An 18,091-nucleotide genomic window follows, 5' to 3' on the forward strand; every position below is an offset into this window, starting at 1 on the left:
TGTTTTCTATTGGACGATACTCATTCCCTGTTATGTATACTCATTGGGCCGAAGAATTGGGGGAAGGTTCTTAACAAGCACGGAGAACGGTTGCCCGTCCTCCATGTAATGATTATAGAAGTGTCTGCGTCCAGTCTAAATACCAAATCGTAAGCCTGAATAACAAAATCCAAAGCATGTTCAAGGTGCCGCTGCTGTTCCGTTATTCGTGAGCACAATATCATCCACGTTCACCGTCAGATGCCCGGTGCCGCCATCCTTAATATCTCCAAGCTCGAAGGAAATGCGGCCGATGGAGGTGCTGCCTCCGGCAACATCGAATTCTACGGTATATTCCTGATAATCGCTGCCCAGATCAACAATTTTGCTCGTATATCCGTGCCAGTTGTAGTTGTCCGCCACATCCAGCCAGCCGATGCTGATATTCATTTTGCGTTCAGCTGATGCCTTGGCCTTGAAGGTGAGTGTATAATGATTGCCTTCGTTGTAAGCGATTCCCTCATAAAAGACCTGCCGGTCCCAGGTGTTCGTTCCGGTGGAGCCCACCTTGATCTGCAGCGCTTCATCCACATTATCAATAGTTAACTCCCCGTTGTCGGAGGAGTAGCTGCTCCAGCCCTTAAGCGGCGCCGAGAAATCGCCGTTTGGAATCAGATTCTCCCCGTAAGCCTCACCATCCAGCACCGGGCTTACCTGAAGCAAGGAGATATTGCCCAGGTTGACCGTATGCGCTCCGAGCTCTTCGGAAATCTTGCCCAGACTGAACTGGAGCACCGCTGCGGAATCCGTTGCCGGGGCAGTAAACAGATATTCATAGTGTCCTCCGGCTTCGCTGAGTCTCAGCCCCTGTTCCAGATAAGGAGTCCAGTTGCCATCGTCAGTCCCGTCATGCTGAACCAGCGCTTTAATATCCCGGGCCACCGAAGCATCCGCATCGAAGCGCAGCAGATATTTCTTGCCCTGCTCTACCGGGATGCCCGTTTGCTTCACCTGTGCATGCCAAGCCTCCGTTCCCGTTCCGCCGAGGCTAACCTGCAGTTCTCCATACACCGCCTTCATTACAGTGCTCTTCCCCGGGTCATTGTCATCCCAGTCCTTCTTGTATAGCGTCCAGTTGTCGGTGGAAGCATCCTTGAAGCTGCCGTTCATCACCAGCTCACGGGACAGATCCAGCCAGGCCAGATTGTAGCCGCTGCCGCCAAGACGGATATAATAGCTTCCCGCAGGCAGCGCAAGCGGGGCTCCAACGATCGCCCGGTAGGATTGAAGACCTCCGGTATTGCCAACTGCCGCGCTGTAGACAGATTCCGTCACCACATTCTGCTTGCTGGCATCCAGTACTGACAGCGTAAGCTCGGAATCCGCGAGCACACTAGATACGCGGGTAACCGGAACAATGCTTCCTGCCTGAGGCAGTACCACCTTATATTCCACATAGTCGCCCTTATCCATATTCGTGATATCCTTGCCGCCTTCACCGCTCGGAATCAGGCCGGTTCCTGAGGCTCTCCAGAACTGGTCTCCCCGCAGGTGCAGGTATTTAGTGAGCACTGGCGGATCGGTCATCCGTACCAGTCGCACATTGTCAATCTCGGTCTGCCCCACAGCCGCGCCCAGAAGGAACGATAACGCAGCTTCTGTGCCGGACCCGCCGGACAGCTCAATTTCTGCTGTATAGCTCTTCCACTCCGGTGTCAGAGTGAAGGTGGTTCCGTCAGGATAGACCGTCTGTCCACCGCTGCCCGCCAGCTTAATGCCAAGCGGCTGCGCCTCGGCCGATCTCGCATCGAAGGCAAGCTGGTAGACGGCTGCTGCGGACACAGGAATTCCTGCCTGGGTCAGCGTCACATCCTCCGGCGATCCTCCGGCCTTCTGCACATCCGCCCGGAACTCCCGCTTCATCATCGGCAGAGCAAGTGTATTGGTTACACTGGCCTTCGCCGCTGCTTCCGAGCCCTGCTTAACGGCAAAGCTCCAATATCCGAGCCGTGCTTCTCCCAGATCGAAGCCTCCGTTATAGATCAGGTTGCCGTCAGCAAGCGGAGTGCGTACTACCGGCGGCGCTTCTGTTTCTACCACCCTTACATTCGCGAAGTAGGCGGATATGTTGTTCAGACCCAGGTTAAACTCAAAGCGGGCATTATTGTCCGAAGCCTTCGCCATCGTAAAGCTGTACTCATACGGCTGCCAGTCCGGTGTAAGCTGGAAATTGCGCTCCCCGGAATACGCCGTCCATCCGCCGCCGAATTCGGTCAGCTTGCTCATAAGCGGCCGGGCTGCGTCCGCTTTGGCATCGAAGGTTACCTTGTAGGCTTTGTCCCGCTCCAGCAGCAGCGGCTTCTGCGCAAGCTGAATGGAGTAGTTCTGGGTTCCGGCCTCATGGACAGCAACCTTCACCGCCTTGCCCTTATCCTGATCCTCAATGACGGAGACGGTTCCGCTTCCGCTCTCATTCTCAATCAATTCCCAATATTCCGGCTGACCCTGGGCTGCTACAGTACCCTTGAAGTCCCCGTTGTAGATCTGATTGCCGTCTGCCAGGGCAGGACGCTGCGGGGTTGACAGTCCCGGATCTACCGGCCGCTTCCCTGTTACATCCGGCCATTGATCCAGGTTCTTGTATTTGTAGACCCGTACGTAGTCTACATACATTTTATCCGACTTGAAGTCGGTCTTCGGATTGCCCGGCCAGTCGCCGCCCACGGCCAGATTCAGAATCATATAGAACGGCCGGTCAAACGGAGCAGGGTACGTATAGTAATCCGGCTGGCCTTTGGCCATCGTTCCCCAGTCACTCGTCTCAAAATACATTTTATCGTCCACATAATACCGGATCAGGCCCGGAAGCCATTCCAGCGTGAAGTCGTGATAATCATCAGCGAAGGTCTGACCTTCGGGCAATACATAGGTTTTGGTCTGGCTAGTTTGCGGAATGTCATAGTGAATTGAGCCATGGACCGTTCTTGGATACAGATCTGCCCCAGGCTTACCGGCAACCGGTCCCGTCAATTCCATAATGTCCATCTCGCCGCTTCCCGGCCAAGGTCCATACTGCGTCTCATCATCGGTTGGCATCATCCAGATGGCTGGCCACATGCCCTGTTGAACCGGCAGCTTGGCCCGTACGGTGAATTTGCCGTAGGTCCAGTCGCCCTTCATCTTGGAGGTCAGCTTGCCTGAAGTATAATTCTTCCCCCCGTAAGCCTGCTTCCGGGCTTCCAGCTCCAGTACGCTCTGCCCGCTCTCTGTGGCAAGCGAAGCATTGTCCGGGTGATAATATTCCAGCTCGTTATTGTACACCGTGCCGGTATCCTGCACATTCCATTTCGCCGCATCAATGGTCTGGCCGTCGAATTCGTCATTCCAGACCAGCTCCCATGGATTGTTCTGGGTTGGCGGAGTCGGGGTCGGCGTTGGGGTTGGTGTGGCAGCAGGCGTTGCTGTTGGCACCGGTGTCGCAGGTGAAGGTGTTGGCGAGGGTGTGTCACCACCGCCTGCATTCCCGCCGCCGCCCGCTTGGGCTGGGGCAGTAGTAGCCTTGGCACTTGCCTGCGCTGTAGCTCCTGTGCCGGACAAGTCCCGGAGCGTCTCGCCGGTCTTGAGCGCCTGGCCGTTCAGCAGCACACGGTCCGCCTGGTTCTCAAGCCGGCCGATCTGCCCCCGGCTCACGATCTCTGATCCGGCAGCGCCTGCGCCGATGACCACAGCCTCTGCACGGGAGCCCGCTCCGATCTCCACCTTCGCCGGCTTAAGCAATTCAATCCGGGCCGCGGTGCTGCCATCCTCCAGTACCATTCGTACCAGGGTGGTAAGCTTGTTCAGCTTGATCTGCCCCAGGGTGGATTGGCGGAACACCACCGAGTGGCCGCCTCCTCCTGAGATATGGGCCGTTCCCTGTACCTTGATGCCTGAGAAGGCAACTTCCTCTTCTCCTACTCCGGCCGTCACGTAGAGATTGCCGCTGACGGTTCCTCCTTCGAGCTGCACATTCGCCCGGTTGACAATCACATTGCCGGACACCGCTCCAAGCTTCTGGCTTCCCTCGCCGGAGCTGATCCACCCGACCATCCGGCTCAGCAACTCGGCCAGCTCGGCCCGGGTCATCTGCGCCTGCGGATTCAGCTTGCCGTCTGCATCGCCGCGCAGGTAACCGGCGCCAAGCATCGCACTTAAGGCTTCCCGGGCGTAGCCGCTGACCGCTGCCGTATCAGACTGCGCAGCCAGCGCACCCTGAGAGCCCGCCTCCAGCGTGAACGCCCGGCTCAGCATAGTCACGGCTTCCTGGCGGGTAACAGCCGCTCCCGGCTGGAACCGGCCGTCCGCGTAGCCTTGAACAACACCTGCGGCATTCACGCGGCTTACATCCTTGCCATACCAGGAAGAAGCGCTTACATCACTGAATACAGCACTGCCTGAATCCGTGTAACGGAACACGCGGCTGATGATGGCGGCCATCTCTGCCCGTGAGACCGCTTGTCCCGGTCTGAATTGTCCTGCCTCGTCTCCCTGCAGAATTCCTGCCGCTGACAGCCTGTTCACTGCAGCTGAAGCCCAGTGCTGCTTCATATCGGCGAATCCTGCCGCCGCCCGTGCTGACTCTGCCCGGCCTGTACTTGCAGACAGCCTGTCTGCGTCTTTTCCGTTATCTGCCTGTGCTATTCCTGTAGTTCCCGGAAGCTGAATCCCTGACAGCAGCAATCCGGCAATCAGAAGCTTGGATATTCCTTTGCGGTACATCTGAACACTCCCCCTCGTGTAGAACCTTGTTGAATTCTGGACTCGCGCCAGTCGATTTCAGTATAGGGTCCGCATCCCGGAGACGACATACCAATTCCTTAGCCCGTATAACAAAGATGCAACTTTCGTAGTGACGACAAAAAACCCAAATACCGGGCGGCTTCAAAAGCCGCCCGGTATTTGGGCACGGCGAATCTATGTAACTGTTAGCCGGTTATGAATCAGGCAATGCTCAAGAGGAGGCGTGGATTTGCGGGAAATCCTGTGCAACCTCTTCACCCGAGAACAGATCGTCAAGCGAGCTGAGCGTGCCATCCTCTTCAACCTGATAAACCGACATTTTCTCGCCGTTGACCGTAAGTTCGATGAAACAGCCCCAGCAATAGAACTGGTGGGAGCCGATCTTGCCGATATCCTTGGAGTTGCAGTTTGGACACTTCATATAATACATTCCACCTATCCGTTAACAATATTAATGGCTTTTTGGAGCCGTTCTTCACTCATCGCGGGGACCAGTACCGAATCCTCCCCGATAGACATCTCTTCAGAACAAGGCAGCCATTTGCGGCCTTCGATCAAATCAGTTACAAGCCCGTCACTGATTTCCAGCGCTACTATTGTGTTTCCCAACTTTTGGTCAAAATAAACATCCGATATTCGCCCAAGCACCGTTCCCGATGCTGTAAGCACCTGCCTGTCCTTCAATTTGTTCTTTCCCAAGAGGAAAGTGTAGGATATATGGTCAGCGTCGACCTTAATAATCGACTCTTTATTGCGGATCATGACAGCATCTTCGCCATAAGCGGCAATATTATCCCATGCCACAACTTTCACATGACTGGAGAAAAAAGATTTACTTTCCAGTTCAATACCCGTAATATTCCAGTTTGAATCCAGTCCGATATCGATTATTTCACCGACTTCAGTACCCTCTTCAACTTCATACACAGTGAGGCCAATCATATCTTGAAGCTTCATGGTATCCCAAGTCCCCTCACCTTAAGTATTGCTTACGGGTTCCCATGGGCCGGAGTACCTCTTAAACGGCTGCCAGAATGCACGGACGCCTAGTCTCTAGTACGCAGCCGGCTCAAAACGGTTCCAACTTTTTGGGCAACAACCTGCATTTCTTCATTAGTATTACCCAAACCTGTACTAAAGCGAATCGCTGAGTTCAAAAGTTCTTCCGGAAGCTTCATTGCCCGGAGAACATGCGAGATTTCCAGCGATCCTGATGTACAGGCTGAGCCGCTGGCCGCCGCAATCCGTTCCATGTCCAGGTTCATCAGCAGCACATCCGTTCTGGCTCCGGGAAAGCTGATATTCAGAATGCCCGGAACCGAATGCTGTTCATTTCCGTTGATGACATATCCGCCTGCTCCAGCGTGCTTGTCCAGTCCCTCCAGCAGCGCTGCGCGCAATTCTAGAGCCTGCTCGTGATGCTCCGGCAGCCCTTGTACAGCCATTTCTACTGCTCTAGCGAACCCGGCCGTATGTGCCAGGCTCTCCGTGCCCGCCCGCCGGCCGCGCTCCTGAAGTCCGCCATGCTGTCTTGGCGTAAGCGGCGCCCCCCGCCGGACGTACAAGCCTCCAATCCCCTGCGGACCTCCGATCTTGTGGGCCGAGAAGCTCATATAGTCGACCGGCAGGTCGCGGAGCACCAGGGGCAATGTTCCCAGAGCTTGTACAGCATCTACATGCACAAGCACACCCCGTTCGGCCGCTAATCTGCCAATCTCTTCTATAGGCTGTACAGTTCCCACTTCATTATTCACATACATTATGCTAATCAGTACTGTATCCTCGCGCAGAGCCGATTCCACATCCTCCAGAGAGACACGTCCGGTAGAATCAACAGGAAGATAGGTGACCTCGAAGCCCTGCCCCGCAAGCTCCGCGCAGGTATGCAGCACTGCATGATGTTCGACCGCTGTAGTAATGATATGTCTACCCTTGGAAGCAGAAGCATAAGCTGCGCCGAACAGAGCGAGATTATCGCTCTCCGTGCCTCCGCTTGTGAAGACCCACTCCTCAGGGGAACAGCCCAAAAAGCCCGCGATTCTATCGCGCGCCCCATTTATAATTCTCTTGGCAGACCGTCCGAACTGGTGCACACTGGACGCATTGCCGTACTCGTTCAACAGCATATGATACATAACCGCTGCCACCTCCGGATGAACCGGTGTTGAAGCGGCGTGGTCCAAATAGATGGGTTTCATAACGAAATTCTCCGCTTCTTGGAATTCAGGATTTGCTTGCAGAACTACTTAGATTATACTGCTGAACAGCTTGTTTTACCACCTGTTAATAAACACAATATTGTAACATTTGTCCATGCTCAGCGCCCCGGATCAGCCCTCTAATTCCGGCAAACGCGCAGCAAGCTCCTCCTCGGAGATCACTTCAATACCATGCAGCCGTAAAAGAGCTGTGGTCACCCCTTCTCCGGGGATTTTCCCGCCTGCAAATTCTCCGTTATAGATCCAGGAGCTGCCGCAGGAAGGGCTGTTCTCTTTAAGGACAACAAGCCTGGCAGCTAAGCTGTGTGCCTGCTCCAGCGCGGCATACGCGCCCTCTATATACATTGCTGTTACATCATTCCCTGCTCTGTCAACCACCCGGGCCCGCCCCTCCAGCACATCCCTGCCGTTGCCGCCTATAATCTCTGCCGGTTCTCTCGGGGTAGAGAAGCCGCCCAGCAGCTCGGGACATACAGCAACCGCCTGCCGGCTGTCCAGCAATTGCCTGATGCCCTGCTCCAGACAATCGGTTCCGTTATATCTGACCTTCATTCCTGCCAGGCAAGAGCTTACGATAATCAATGCCGCTGTCTCCCTTCGCAATCTTCCGTCTCATCTTATATAATGCTAAGGCAAGCTGTTCGGTCTGTAAACCATTAACTATCCAGGGAGGGATGAACCAAATGTGCGGAAGATATACGATCACCGTAACGCTGGAGGAGCTGATCGCCAAGTATTTCATCCGGGAGCACCCGCTCATCCAATATGCACCGAAGTATAACGCGGCTCCGATGCAGCATATTACCGCGGTCATTCATGACGGCACACAGAATAAGCTTGGCGAACTCCGCTGGGGACTGCTCCCTTCCTGGTCCAAGGAAGACAAGAACGCTGCCAAGCTAATCAATGCCCGCAGTGAGACCCTGCTGGAGAAGGCTTCGTTCAAAGGACTGGTGGCCTCCCGCCGCTGTGTGATTCCCGCAGACGGCTTCTATGACTGGAAAATCCAGGAAGGCGGCAAGCAGCCGATGCGGATTACGATGCGGGACGGGAAGCTGTTCTCTATGGCTGCTCTGTACGATATCTGGACCGGTCCGGACGGAGGAAGAATCTCCACCTGCACGATCATTACCACCGCCCCGAACCGTCTCATGAAAGACATCCATGACCGGATGCCGGTCATTCTGGATGCGGACGGGGAAGCGCAGTGGCTGGAGCGCAGCAACCGGAATATTCCCGCCCTGATGAAGCTGCTGCGGCCTTACGATGCGGAGCAGATGCTGGCCTATCCCGTCTCCGCAGCCGTGGGCGATGTCAGGAGTGACTACCCTGAGCTGATCCGCAGAGCCGGGCCGGAGCCGGTGCAGGGCACCCTATTTTGACTACGGCCCTGGAAGAAATATCTGCTGTTTGAAACCTCCGGTCCAAGGGTATTAACTAAGGCTCATACCTCATAATATCCATCTACAATACGTATCCCAGGAGGAATTTCATATGGCTCTCAGCAGACAAGCAGTGTCCCAACCCTCATCCGGCTCCTCCATCGCGCTTGAATGTCTCTATCATTCTTCGCAGGGGAGATGGGCATATGCCTATAACGAGGACACCTTCCACTTAAGAATCCGCAGCAAAAAAAATAATGTAGACCGGGTATTCGCGCTGACCGGCGATAAATACGACTGGGAGCAGCATCATCAGGAGCTGAGTATGCGCAAGGTGGCTACTGACAGCTTCTTCGATTACTGGGAAGCAGAGATCTTCCCCGAGTTCAAACGTTTCTCCTACGGCTTCCGGCTGGAAACCGATCAGGAAACGATATGGATGCTCGAATCCGGCTTCTTTACAGACGGGCTGCCTGCGCCTGCCGGAGGCTACTACGAAATGCCTTACCTCCATGAGGTTGACCTGCTCCAGGTTCCCGAATGGGCGAAATCTGCGGTCTTCTATCAGATCATGCCCGACCGGTTCGCTAACGGAGATCCGGCGAATGACCCCGAAGGGACGCTCGAATGGGGGGCACCGCCCACCTACGACAGCTATTTTGGCGGTGACCTGCAAGGGATGATTGATCATCTGGATTATATTGTGGAGCTTGGCGTAACGGCGCTGTATCTGACCCCGATCTTCCAGGCTCCCAGCAACCATAAATATGACACCGTTGACTATGGAACGGTCGATGCAAACTTCGGGGATCTCGATAAGCTCAAGCAGCTGGTGGACCTGGCCCATTCCAAAGGGCTTAAGGTGGTCCTCGATGCCGTCTTCAATCATACCAGCTCCGAGTTCGCACCGTTCAAGGATGTGCTGGAGCATGGAGCGGACTCCAAATATGCAGGCTGGTTCCATATCCATGATTATCCCGTTCAGGTGGTGGACGGCAGGGCCAACTATGATACCTTCGGCTTCTTCAGCGGAATGCCCAAGCTCAACACTGCCAACCCGGAAGCCAGGGATTATCTGCTGGATATCACCAAGTTCTGGCTCAAGGAGGTACACATCGACGGCTGGCGGCTGGATGTAGCCAATGAGGTGGACCATGTGTTCTGGCGGGATTTCCGCAAAGCGGTCAAGGAGATTAACCCGGAAGCGTTCATCATCGGTGAGGTGTGGAGCGACTCCCTCAGCTGGCTGCAGGGCGATCAGTTCGATTCGGTGATGAACTATCCCTTCTCTGACCGGCTGCTGAAGTTCTTCGGAGCGGACAACGACATGGATACGGACACCTTCGCCGCGCAGATCTACGGGTTGCTGATGCGGTACCCCTGGCAGGCGAATGAAGTGCTGTTCAATCTCCTGGCGAGCCATGATACCCCGAGAGTGCTCACCCGGCTGGGCGGGGACAAGCGGCGGCTGAAGCTGGCGATCACCTTCCTCTTCACGTTCACCGGTACGCCCTGTATTTTCTATGGAGATGAGATCGGAATGACCGGCGGAGATGACCCGGACTGCCGCAAATGCATGATCTGGGAAGAGGACCGGCAGGACCGGGAGCTGCTGCGCTTTTATCAGAGCCTCATTGCTCTGCGCAAGGAGCACGAGGTGCTGCGTACCGGCCAGTTCCGCTTCCTGCTGAGTGATCCGGGCAGCCCGGGCCTGGTGTATGAACGCTGGAATGAGCACACCCGCTTCACGGTCTGGATGAATAATTCCGCTGAACCGCTGACGCTGACGCAATCACTGAGCGGCGGTGCTTGGCGGGATGCCTTGAGCGGCGAGCCTGTGGAGCAGGATGGGCAGAAAATCCGCATGACGCTGGAGCCGCTGGAATATCGGATTTTGTATAGCGGACAAGCTGGCGGCGAAGCCTGATTACCTGCGCACCGGCACAATGTATGCTGTTTTTGGCATACATTCGGGCCAATCAAAGACAAGCCCCGAGAAGGGGCTTGTTTGTTTATAGCTGTTTGTTACACCGAACCGGGTTACCAGTAGTGATATACTTTTGTAAAAACAATCGTTCTTCACACACTATTCAATGACAGGAGAGCCGCCGCATGAACATTAGAACCGCAACCGAAGCCGATTATGATTACCTCGCAAGCCGTGACCGCCATATCCTGAACTCACTTCTTCTCTCGAAAATAAACCAGCAGGAGATTTACATTCTGAGCGAGGACGGGCTGGACATTGGCTGGCTGCGTTACGGCTATTTCTGGGACCAGATCCCTTTTATGAATCTGCTGTGGATTGATGAGCCTTATCGCGGATCAGGATTCGGCAGACAGGCGGTGCAGCACTGGGAACAGGCGATGCAGGCCATGGGCCATAAGCAGGTCATGACCTCCTCGATGGCGAGTGAAGAGGCCCAGCATTTCTACCGGAAACTGGGCTACCGCGACTCGGGCTGCCTGCTGCCGGACAACGAGCCGCTGGAGATTCTGTTCACCAAAGCGCTGTAGCTGATACTAACTGCTCAAATGCTGGTTCTTCAGACCGGCTCCCAGCTCCGCTGTATACCTGGTCAGCCGCAGGCTGATCTCGGTGCGCATCACATCCCGGGTAAGTCCGAAGCGTTCCTGATACCCCCGGCAAAAGATTTTGTAATACACCAGGAACTCCTCCTGCTCATCGGCCAGCACCCGGATATTATGCTGCTTCAGCTCCTTCTGCAGCTGGTAGGTATCCTGCATAATACGCTGCTGAATCGCCTGGCCGGCGATCATGAAAGCCCGCTTAAGGATGCTGCTCGACAGCTCAAGCTCCTTGAGGCTTTTACTCACCATCGTATCCAGGTAAGGAAGCAGAATGAGGTCACGCACCATCGTCCGCTCCTCTACCGTAATCATTTTCCTGCCCTCTGTCCCCTGCTTCTGTTCATACTGCTGGACATGCTCTGTCATTAACATTTTGGATTTCCACCGCTCATTTCCGTCTAGCTTGCTCATTTATAGTGCCCCCCAATCTGCTGCGCCCGTTCCAGAGCAACCCCAGACTCCAGCAAAGAAGACGCGCGGATCAGCGCCCCGCTTCCGTACCGGTTCTTGATCTGATCAATAGCCCGTTCTCTGTTACTGCTCCGCATCCGGTCGTCGAACAAGGTCAGCTGCATCACGCTGTCATCCGTCAGCTGGGATATAGAGATAGTCAACCGGCTTATCGGCAGGCCGCTCCAATGATCCACGAATAGCCGGTAGGCTGCCGCTGCCACCTCATGGGTTAACGACGAAGGCTCCGGCAGTGTCGTCTGCCGGCTGTAGGTATTCGAGCTGTTGCCGTCTGTCTCTACTACCGCAACGGACACCACCGCTCCCATGTACCGGTACTTCCGCGCCCGCCGGCAGACCTCGATCACCAGCTCCAGCAGCACCACCTCTATCTCCGGCAGGCGGGTATACAGATTCCAGCGCAGCGCCTTCCCGTGGCCGACAGACTTCATCTCCTGGCGTATCCCGGTCACCACCGGGCTGGGATCGATACCGCGTGCGGTCTGCCAATAATATTCCGCTTGAATATCGCTCTGCTTGCCCAGAGTGGTGCGCATTCTCCGCTTCAGCTCGCCCAGCTCCATCCGGGCAATATCTCCAATAGTCGTAATGCCCATACGGTAGAAATTCTTGGTCATCCGGCCCGCCACCATGAACATTTCATGCACCGGACGCGGCCATAGCTCGGTCTCCAGATTATCATAATCCAGCCGGAAGATTCCGCCCGCCTTCTTCTTGGCGAAGTTATTGGCCATTTTGGCGAGGATTTTGGACGGGCCGATGCCCACCCGGGTCCACACTCCGGTAGATAACAGAACATGCTGCTGGATCGAGTGAATCATCTCCGGCAAATCCCCTCCGAACACACGCAGAGAGCCGGTCACATCCAGGAACTGCTCGTCGATGCTGAACGCCTCCACCAGATCGGTATATACTTGGTAGATCTCGGAAATGAGGAGGGAGACCGTAATGTAGGTCCCCATCCGCGGACGGATGACTACGAGATCCCGGCATTTCGTCAGGGCTTCCCCCACGCGTGATGCGGTAGTTACGCCATAGGATTTCGCAAGCGGGCAAGCGGCCAGGACAATCCCATTCATCCGCGACGGATCACCCACAGCAACAGGCTGATCCGCATACTCGGGATGGGCGGCCTTCTCCACGCTGGCATAGAAAGACTGGCAGTCAGAGAGCAGAATGATCCGGTCCTTAGGCATACCTCCGCCCCCGTACCGGATGCCACGACAGGATGTTCGCGGTCAGGAATACGCGGGGCTGGCCGGTGCTCAGACAGGTGGCGCGAATCCGGCCGTCCCGGATCCCGCGCACCTCAATGGTCCGCTGCGTAATCTTGCCCGCTTGGTCCAGATAGATCATTTCTATAGTTTGGCCGATGCTCATCTTCATGATTAATCGCCTCCGGGCTCAAGTAGGAACATTTGTTTGTATTATAACCAGGATTAAGATTTTTAAGCAATGGTAAAATAGAACAGGTGTTCTCTTTAAGATAGGATATGCTGATGCGGGGGTAGTTAGAACCGGGAAGGAACATTTAGAGATAAAGAAAAGCTGGAACAAACAGGAATTTTACCGCATTCCCTAGCTGGAACTGAAACCCAAAAGGAGGTAATATTGAATAATGTCATACCCCTTCAAAGGAGAACGTCCATGCTTCTAAAAGCGAGTCTCCAATGGACTCTCATTTTCGTTTTTTTGTTAGGCCTGGCCGCCTGTAGCAAGGGGGATAATGTTTTTAAAGGGAAGGTACACACAGTAGATGTAGAGAATACAAGAATCTTGGTAATCGCTCAGTTGAAAGAAGAAGACTTGAGTAAGAATTACAAGGAAGTTCTAGAAACTAATATGTATTCTCAAGCCATTTGGGATTGTAAAATCAAAAATTGAGCAGTGAAGCCCCCAAGTAAGGGGCCCCAGCCGGCTTATTTGATTCCTTTGGTCACGCCGAAAGAAAGAGGCATTCATTATTAGAATGTCTCTTTTGGTTTTTTGTTCTTTTACCCAGTCGAAACGCCGGAGAAAGTCACAGGTCCTGTAACGCTGGCAGTATTGAGCAGAATATTGGTGCTGTTATTGGCTACACCTAAAGAATAGGCATGATAACCTGCCGGAACATTTAAATCCAAATATGAAATCGTAACCGGCTGTATTGCGAGTACGGCGAGTCCGCTTGCTCCTGCGTTAAAAATCGGCTGGCTATCCCGGTATAACGTAAAAACTACATTCGGGATGCCAATCGTAGTCTGAAAACCAATGGTTGCATTGAGCAATACATCCCCATTTGCCACGGTAGCTATTCCAAACTCGGCTAATATCAAATTTTGGGCCGGTGAGAGAATTGGAATGGACAGGGAAAGCTGAACGCAAAGCCACGCCTTGCTTGGACCGGTGAGGAGAGCTTATACTTCCTATGCCCCCCTGCAAGGGACACTACAATAACCGATAAAGAGAGGTCACACATCATGTTTCAAGGCAAAAAGAGCACCGCCGTCTGGATCGGCCTCTGGCTGTACATAGTCCTCACCTTATTTTTCTTGTTTGTCGGCTTCAACCGTTCATCGGCTCTGCCGGAGACGGGCCCCCGGTATCGCCTGGCCTTTGACGGAATTCCGTTGCAGTTTCCGGGCGACGGTTATTCGAATATTTGGGTCTTTAACCTAGGCAACTATCTGGCCTTCGTACCGTTCGGCCTCGTAATCCCGCTGCTGGTCCGCTGCCGCTTCCTGCCGTTCCTCTTAGTCTTCTTAGCAGCCATTACCGGGGTAGAGCTGATTCAGATGGTAACCCATTTGGGTGCGTTCGATATCAACGATATCGTCATTAATACGCTCGGTGCGGCTGTCGGCTACGGCGCCCAGCGGCTGATCCGCCGCGACCGGACAACGCCAAGAGGGCTACTCAAGCTCCTGTCGTCAGGCGCTATCTTGACGTTAATCGTCTACTCCGCCGTGAGCGGTATCAATTATTATCTGGATCATGGCCGCGGGGAGATCCGAGCGCTGGACCAGCTCCCTATTGAGCAGGGTGAAATACGGTGGGAAGAAACGCTCAGCAGCTTCACTGTAGCGCAGGAGCAGATTGAACCGGCGCTCAATCTCTATAGCCCTGATCATCCGGGACTCCACGAGTTCTCCCTGCGCCTGGATGGACAGTATAAGGAGTTAGCCGGGAATTTTGGCGTCCCTAACGATGCTATACCTGCTAAGGGCAGCGGCACCAGCAGCCTCATGATCAGCGCCGACGGAGAAGAGCTTTACTCCCTGGATGTGAATATCGCACCGGGCGAGAATCAGCCCCTGTCTTTTCAGGTGCCGCTTGAAGGCAAGCAAGAGCTGACCCTTACAGTCAAAACCGATGCTGCCGACCCGCGAACCCATGCGGTATTGTGGGACCTTACGCTCGTAGAGGCCAATGCCGGACAAAAGCTGGCAGCGCAGCTTCACCGGCTGCTGGGCGGGGAATAAAATAAATAGGCCCGCTAGCCGAATTGTTCCTGCAGATAGTTATCGGGTATACAAAGGGTTCCAAGCCGTGGATGGCCCGAGGGGGTCTTTTTCGCCTTGGGTATGGGATTATTTAAGAGCTTCGCTAAACGCACTTTCGATTTGTTCGGCATCCTTGGAGACCGTAAACAAAATATATCGGCCCTTGACCTTTAATACATGCTTTTCGACGAGGTAAAATTGCTCGGGACGGTAGTCTTTCAGCTTGACCTCTTGAGCCCCGATTCTTTTCATGATTTTTTCCTTAACGCTTTCCGCTTGATGCTCTTGTTTCACTTGGATCACAGCCAGTTCCTCCGCTTCCACGTTCGATTCTGCCGTATACAGCACAAAATCCTGAACCTCATCTGCATCGAGATGGTATAGCTTCTTAAGCCTGTTCATATCCCCTTTTTCCATATTTTCCATAGAAGCCGCTTGCTTGATGTGCTCCTCAATGGTATGGACGGGAACGTCTTTGGCGCCTTCCTTCTTACTGGAGCATCCGATCAGAATGCCACATAAGATCATGACGGCAGACAGGACAACCAGGTACTTCATTTTCAGTCCAGCAAGCATCGTTACTGACCTCCTATTTGCATTATTCTACAGAATCCGCTATTGATTTAATGGATGGATCTTCAAAAAATGTAATGATATTATACAAAATCAACATGTCGCGGATTTGCCGGTCTTCCGTAAGTTTCAGTACATCCCCCTCATAATATCTGAGATCTATCACATCAATTTCGCTAAAATGCGTGGTTAAAAAAGGGATCAGGCTGTTTGCATACGAATCCTTAACAATAAGCAGCCTTCTTCCATCTGGATTGCCGGTTGTTATGCGGATCAAGCCATGATTCCCATTAAAAAATACAGTGTATTTATCCTTCTTGGTGAGATTTTCCATCACGTACATCGAATCCGCACTTTGCTGTTCGTCGACATAATCCACGGAAATGTTCCCCGGTGTTTTTGGATCATATAGCTCAATGGAATCCGGCTGTAAGTGCCTAAACCCGCTTTTCGAATACAAAGATCCATAGAACTGACTGGTGACTTGATGAATGTTGAAATCGGCTTCGTGCTTGGGTGTAAAACCCATTGGCGCGCCCAGCTCCCGGTAGGCAAGGAAAGCGCCTTTGGTCGTCCAGTGATGGTCTGTTTTGTAATAGATCGGCTGCTCTTTGTTCGCCTCCAGCGCGGGGGAAACATCGATCCATTGAATGTCCCCGAGATCAGAAGCCTTTATCTTGTCCCAATAGACCCTCTCACCACCACCGGAAGCATAGGGCGGCAATTTATCCTCAAGCACGGCAGCGGCTGTCGGCACGAGCATCATATGTTTGCGTAGACCAGGCGTAGCCTGATCAAATGCTTGAACGGCTTTCATCTTGTCTTCCAAATCTCCTTTTTCGGGAGGAGAAAATTTTTGAATCAGGTACCCGTCCTTGCCGATGTATACCCCGTTGCTCTCTTTTTTCCCCAATCTCTGGTCCGCATCGGATTTTAGTCCAATCCAAAAGTCCCTCTCCATAAACTGATCCGCTATATACGCTTCAAATTCTAAAGCAAACTTGCCTGATCCTAAGGTTTGAAGCGAGAATGCCGGGAGCTGCTGCAGCATCCGGTTCTCTGATTCGGACAATACTTTACCCGGGGTCAGAGAGTTGATAACCAATACCGCTCCGGTAAACATCAGCAGTAGAATGGCAAGTGCGCGATAATAGACCTGATCGTACTTCTTCAAATAAAATCACCTCTATTAAAAACGAAAGTATAAGAATGGATTGTACGTTGCATTGACCAGATATGCTGTTGATGCCACTATGAAGAGGACGTAGACGGCGAAAGCGGCAAGCGTGCCGGATCGGGCAAACCTGGTTCTGATATGGGTCAGTGCTGTACGGGGATACGGCGTGGCACAAACCACCAAGAGCAGCAGCAGCAGGGCGTTCGTCGACAGATCATAGAGCGACCGGTTGTCCACGAACCCATGTGCTCCAGTGCCAAACATCGTTCCGATAAATGTCATGGCTGCAGGCAAATGTTCAAATTCGAAAAATACCCAGCCGATGATCACGATCATCAGGGTGTAGACATGGCTTACAAAGGCTGGAAAGCGCTGAAGCTGTTTCAAGAGAAACCACTTTTCGATGGTGACAAAAAGACCGAAATATAAGCCCCAAATGATAAAATTCCAGCTCGCTCCATGCCATAATCCGGTTATAAACCATACAACCGCCAAGTTTCTCAGCTGCTTCAGCATCCCCACCCGGTTCCCGCCGAGCGGGATGTAGATATACTCACGGAACCAGGCACCGAGCGAAATATGCCATCTCCGCCAAAATTCCGTGACGCTTCTGGAAATATAAGGATAGTCAAAGTTCTTCATAAATTCGAACCCGAACATTCTGCCCAGACCACGTGCCATATCCGAATACCCGCTAAAATCGAAATAGATTTGAAACGTGAAGGCGATTATGCCGAGCCATGCAGAAAGTACCGATAGTTCTCCCGCAGGCACCCCTTTGACACTTGTCCACAGCAAACCGATATTGTTGGCAAGCAATACTTTTTTCGCAAGTCCTCTGATAAACAGTTCCGCCCCTTCGCCAAAACGGTCCAACGTTACTTTACGGTGAACAAGCTGCCCCGCAATATCTTCGTATTTCACGATCGGTCCCGCTACAAGCTGCGGGAACATCGTCACGTAGGTGCCGAAGGAGATCAGGTTCTTCTGAACACTCACTTTCCCCCGATAAACGTCGTTAACGTAAGACATCGTCTGGAACGTGTAGAAGGATATTCCCACCGGAAGCGGAAGATCTGCTGCCTGCAAGTGCAGGTTGAACAACGAATGGATAGTGTCGCAGACGAAACCCGCGTATTTAAAGAAGCCAAGAATCCCCAGGCTCCCAATCATGGACAGGATCAATACTCCCTGTGCAATCACCTTACGATGCCTGTAATTATCGATCAGGATCCCGTTCACATAGTCGAATACCGTCGAGAAGATCATGAGGACAATGTAGACGGGCTCGCCCCATGCATAGAAGATCAGGCTTGCGGCGAGCAGAATAGCATTTCTAATCCTCATGGGCGAGATATAGTAGATCAGCAGGGTGACCGGCAGAAAGAGGAATAAAAATATAAGGCTGCTAAAGACCAATCCCCGTCACCTCCCGAT

The 18,091-nt window shown here is 53.3% G+C and carries 16 protein-coding genes; 4 read left to right on the plus strand and 12 right to left on the minus strand.

Annotated features, from left to right (window positions below):
* Positions 1 to 180: 180 nt before the first annotated feature.
* The 5 genes from NST43_RS23390 to NST43_RS23410 form a co-directional block, all read right to left on the minus strand.
* A complete protein-coding gene (locus tag NST43_RS23390) occupies positions 181 to 4,737 on the minus strand; it encodes a carbohydrate binding domain-containing protein (protein WP_339219685.1) in 4,557 nt (1,518 codons plus the stop codon).
* A gap of 232 nt (positions 4,738 to 4,969) precedes the next feature.
* Positions 4,970 to 5,179 carry a hypothetical protein gene (locus tag NST43_RS23395; protein ID WP_036690502.1) on the minus strand — a complete coding sequence of 70 codons (210 nt, stop codon included), beginning with the start codon at positions 5,177 to 5,179 and terminating at the stop codon, positions 4,970 to 4,972.
* A gap of 14 nt (positions 5,180 to 5,193) precedes the next feature.
* On the minus strand, positions 5,194 to 5,715 hold the full coding sequence (locus NST43_RS23400) for a PRC-barrel domain-containing protein (protein ID WP_339219686.1): 522 nt from the start codon (positions 5,713 to 5,715) through the stop codon (positions 5,194 to 5,196).
* An 89-nt stretch (positions 5,716 to 5,804) separates the two neighbouring features.
* Positions 5,805 to 6,956 (minus strand): cysteine desulfurase family protein, encoded by a 1,152-nt coding sequence (locus NST43_RS23405; protein ID WP_339219688.1) that lies wholly within the window; start codon positions 6,954 to 6,956, stop codon positions 5,805 to 5,807.
* 132 nt (positions 6,957 to 7,088) lie between these two features.
* Positions 7,089 to 7,559, minus strand: a complete 471-nt coding sequence (locus tag NST43_RS23410) for a DUF523 domain-containing protein (RefSeq protein WP_339219690.1) — start codon at positions 7,557 to 7,559, stop codon at positions 7,089 to 7,091.
* A 101-nt stretch (positions 7,560 to 7,660) separates the two neighbouring features.
* On the opposite strand from NST43_RS23410, the gene NST43_RS23415 reads away from it, so the two are divergent.
* From NST43_RS23415 to NST43_RS23425, 3 genes are all read left to right on the plus strand, one after another.
* A complete protein-coding gene (locus NST43_RS23415) occupies positions 7,661 to 8,359 on the plus strand; it encodes an SOS response-associated peptidase (protein ID WP_339219692.1) in 699 nt (232 codons plus the stop codon).
* A 112-nt stretch (positions 8,360 to 8,471) separates the two neighbouring features.
* Positions 8,472 to 10,286 (plus strand): alpha-glycosidase, encoded by a 1,815-nt coding sequence (locus NST43_RS23420; protein ID WP_339219694.1) that lies wholly within the window; start codon positions 8,472 to 8,474, stop codon positions 10,284 to 10,286.
* Between the two features lie 185 nt (positions 10,287 to 10,471).
* Positions 10,472 to 10,876: a GNAT family N-acetyltransferase gene (locus tag NST43_RS23425; RefSeq protein WP_339219696.1), complete on the plus strand. Its 405-nt coding sequence runs from the start codon at positions 10,472 to 10,474 to the stop codon at positions 10,874 to 10,876.
* 6 nt (positions 10,877 to 10,882) lie between these two features.
* Here the strand turns inward: NST43_RS23425 and NST43_RS23430 are convergent, their stop codons facing one another.
* The 4 genes from NST43_RS23430 to NST43_RS23445 all read right to left on the minus strand — a co-directional run bounded on the left by NST43_RS23430 (position 10,883) and on the right by NST43_RS23445 (position 13,707).
* Entirely contained in the window at positions 10,883 to 11,362 is a 480-nt protein-coding gene (locus NST43_RS23430) for a hypothetical protein (RefSeq protein ID WP_209987604.1), read from the minus strand.
* Positions 11,359 to 12,618 (minus strand): DNA polymerase IV, encoded by a 1,260-nt coding sequence (locus tag NST43_RS23435; protein ID WP_339219697.1) that lies wholly within the window; start codon positions 12,616 to 12,618, stop codon positions 11,359 to 11,361. The genes NST43_RS23430 and NST43_RS23435 overlap by 4 nt, the downstream gene beginning before the upstream one ends.
* Complete coding sequence (locus NST43_RS23440) at positions 12,611 to 12,808, minus strand: hypothetical protein (RefSeq protein WP_339219699.1); 198 nt, start codon at positions 12,806 to 12,808, stop codon at positions 12,611 to 12,613. Before NST43_RS23440 ends, NST43_RS23435 begins: the two co-directional genes overlap by 8 nt.
* Positions 12,809 to 13,416: 608 nt before the next feature.
* Positions 13,417 to 13,707: a hypothetical protein gene (locus NST43_RS23445; protein ID WP_339219700.1), complete on the minus strand. Its 291-nt coding sequence runs from the start codon at positions 13,705 to 13,707 to the stop codon at positions 13,417 to 13,419.
* 174 nt (positions 13,708 to 13,881) lie between these two features.
* Here NST43_RS23445 and NST43_RS23450 point away from each other — a divergent pair, with 174 nt between their 5' ends.
* Positions 13,882 to 14,883: a VanZ family protein gene (locus tag NST43_RS23450; RefSeq protein ID WP_339219702.1), complete on the plus strand. Its 1,002-nt coding sequence runs from the start codon at positions 13,882 to 13,884 to the stop codon at positions 14,881 to 14,883.
* A gap of 108 nt (positions 14,884 to 14,991) precedes the next feature.
* Here NST43_RS23450 and NST43_RS23455 read toward each other — a convergent pair whose 3' ends face one another.
* The 3 genes from NST43_RS23455 to NST43_RS23465 are packed head-to-tail and all read right to left on the minus strand — an operon-like array spanning position 14,992 to position 18,073.
* Complete coding sequence (locus NST43_RS23455; protein ID WP_339219704.1) at positions 14,992 to 15,480, minus strand: DUF4358 domain-containing protein; 489 nt, start codon at positions 15,478 to 15,480, stop codon at positions 14,992 to 14,994.
* A 22-nt stretch (positions 15,481 to 15,502) separates the two neighbouring features.
* Positions 15,503 to 16,651, minus strand: coding sequence for a DHHW family protein (locus tag NST43_RS23460; protein ID WP_339219706.1), 1,149 nt, complete (start codon positions 16,649 to 16,651; stop codon positions 15,503 to 15,505).
* Positions 16,652 to 16,666: 15 nt separating this feature from the next.
* A complete protein-coding gene (locus NST43_RS23465) occupies positions 16,667 to 18,073 on the minus strand; it encodes an MBOAT family protein (RefSeq protein WP_339219708.1) in 1,407 nt (468 codons plus the stop codon).
* Positions 18,074 to 18,091 lie beyond the last annotated feature (18 nt).

Origin of the sequence: Paenibacillus sp. FSL H8-0332, assembly GCF_037963835.1 — a bacterium.
In the GTDB taxonomy this organism is placed as follows: Bacteria; Bacillota; Bacilli; order Paenibacillales; family Paenibacillaceae; genus Paenibacillus_AQ; species Paenibacillus_AQ rhizoplanae.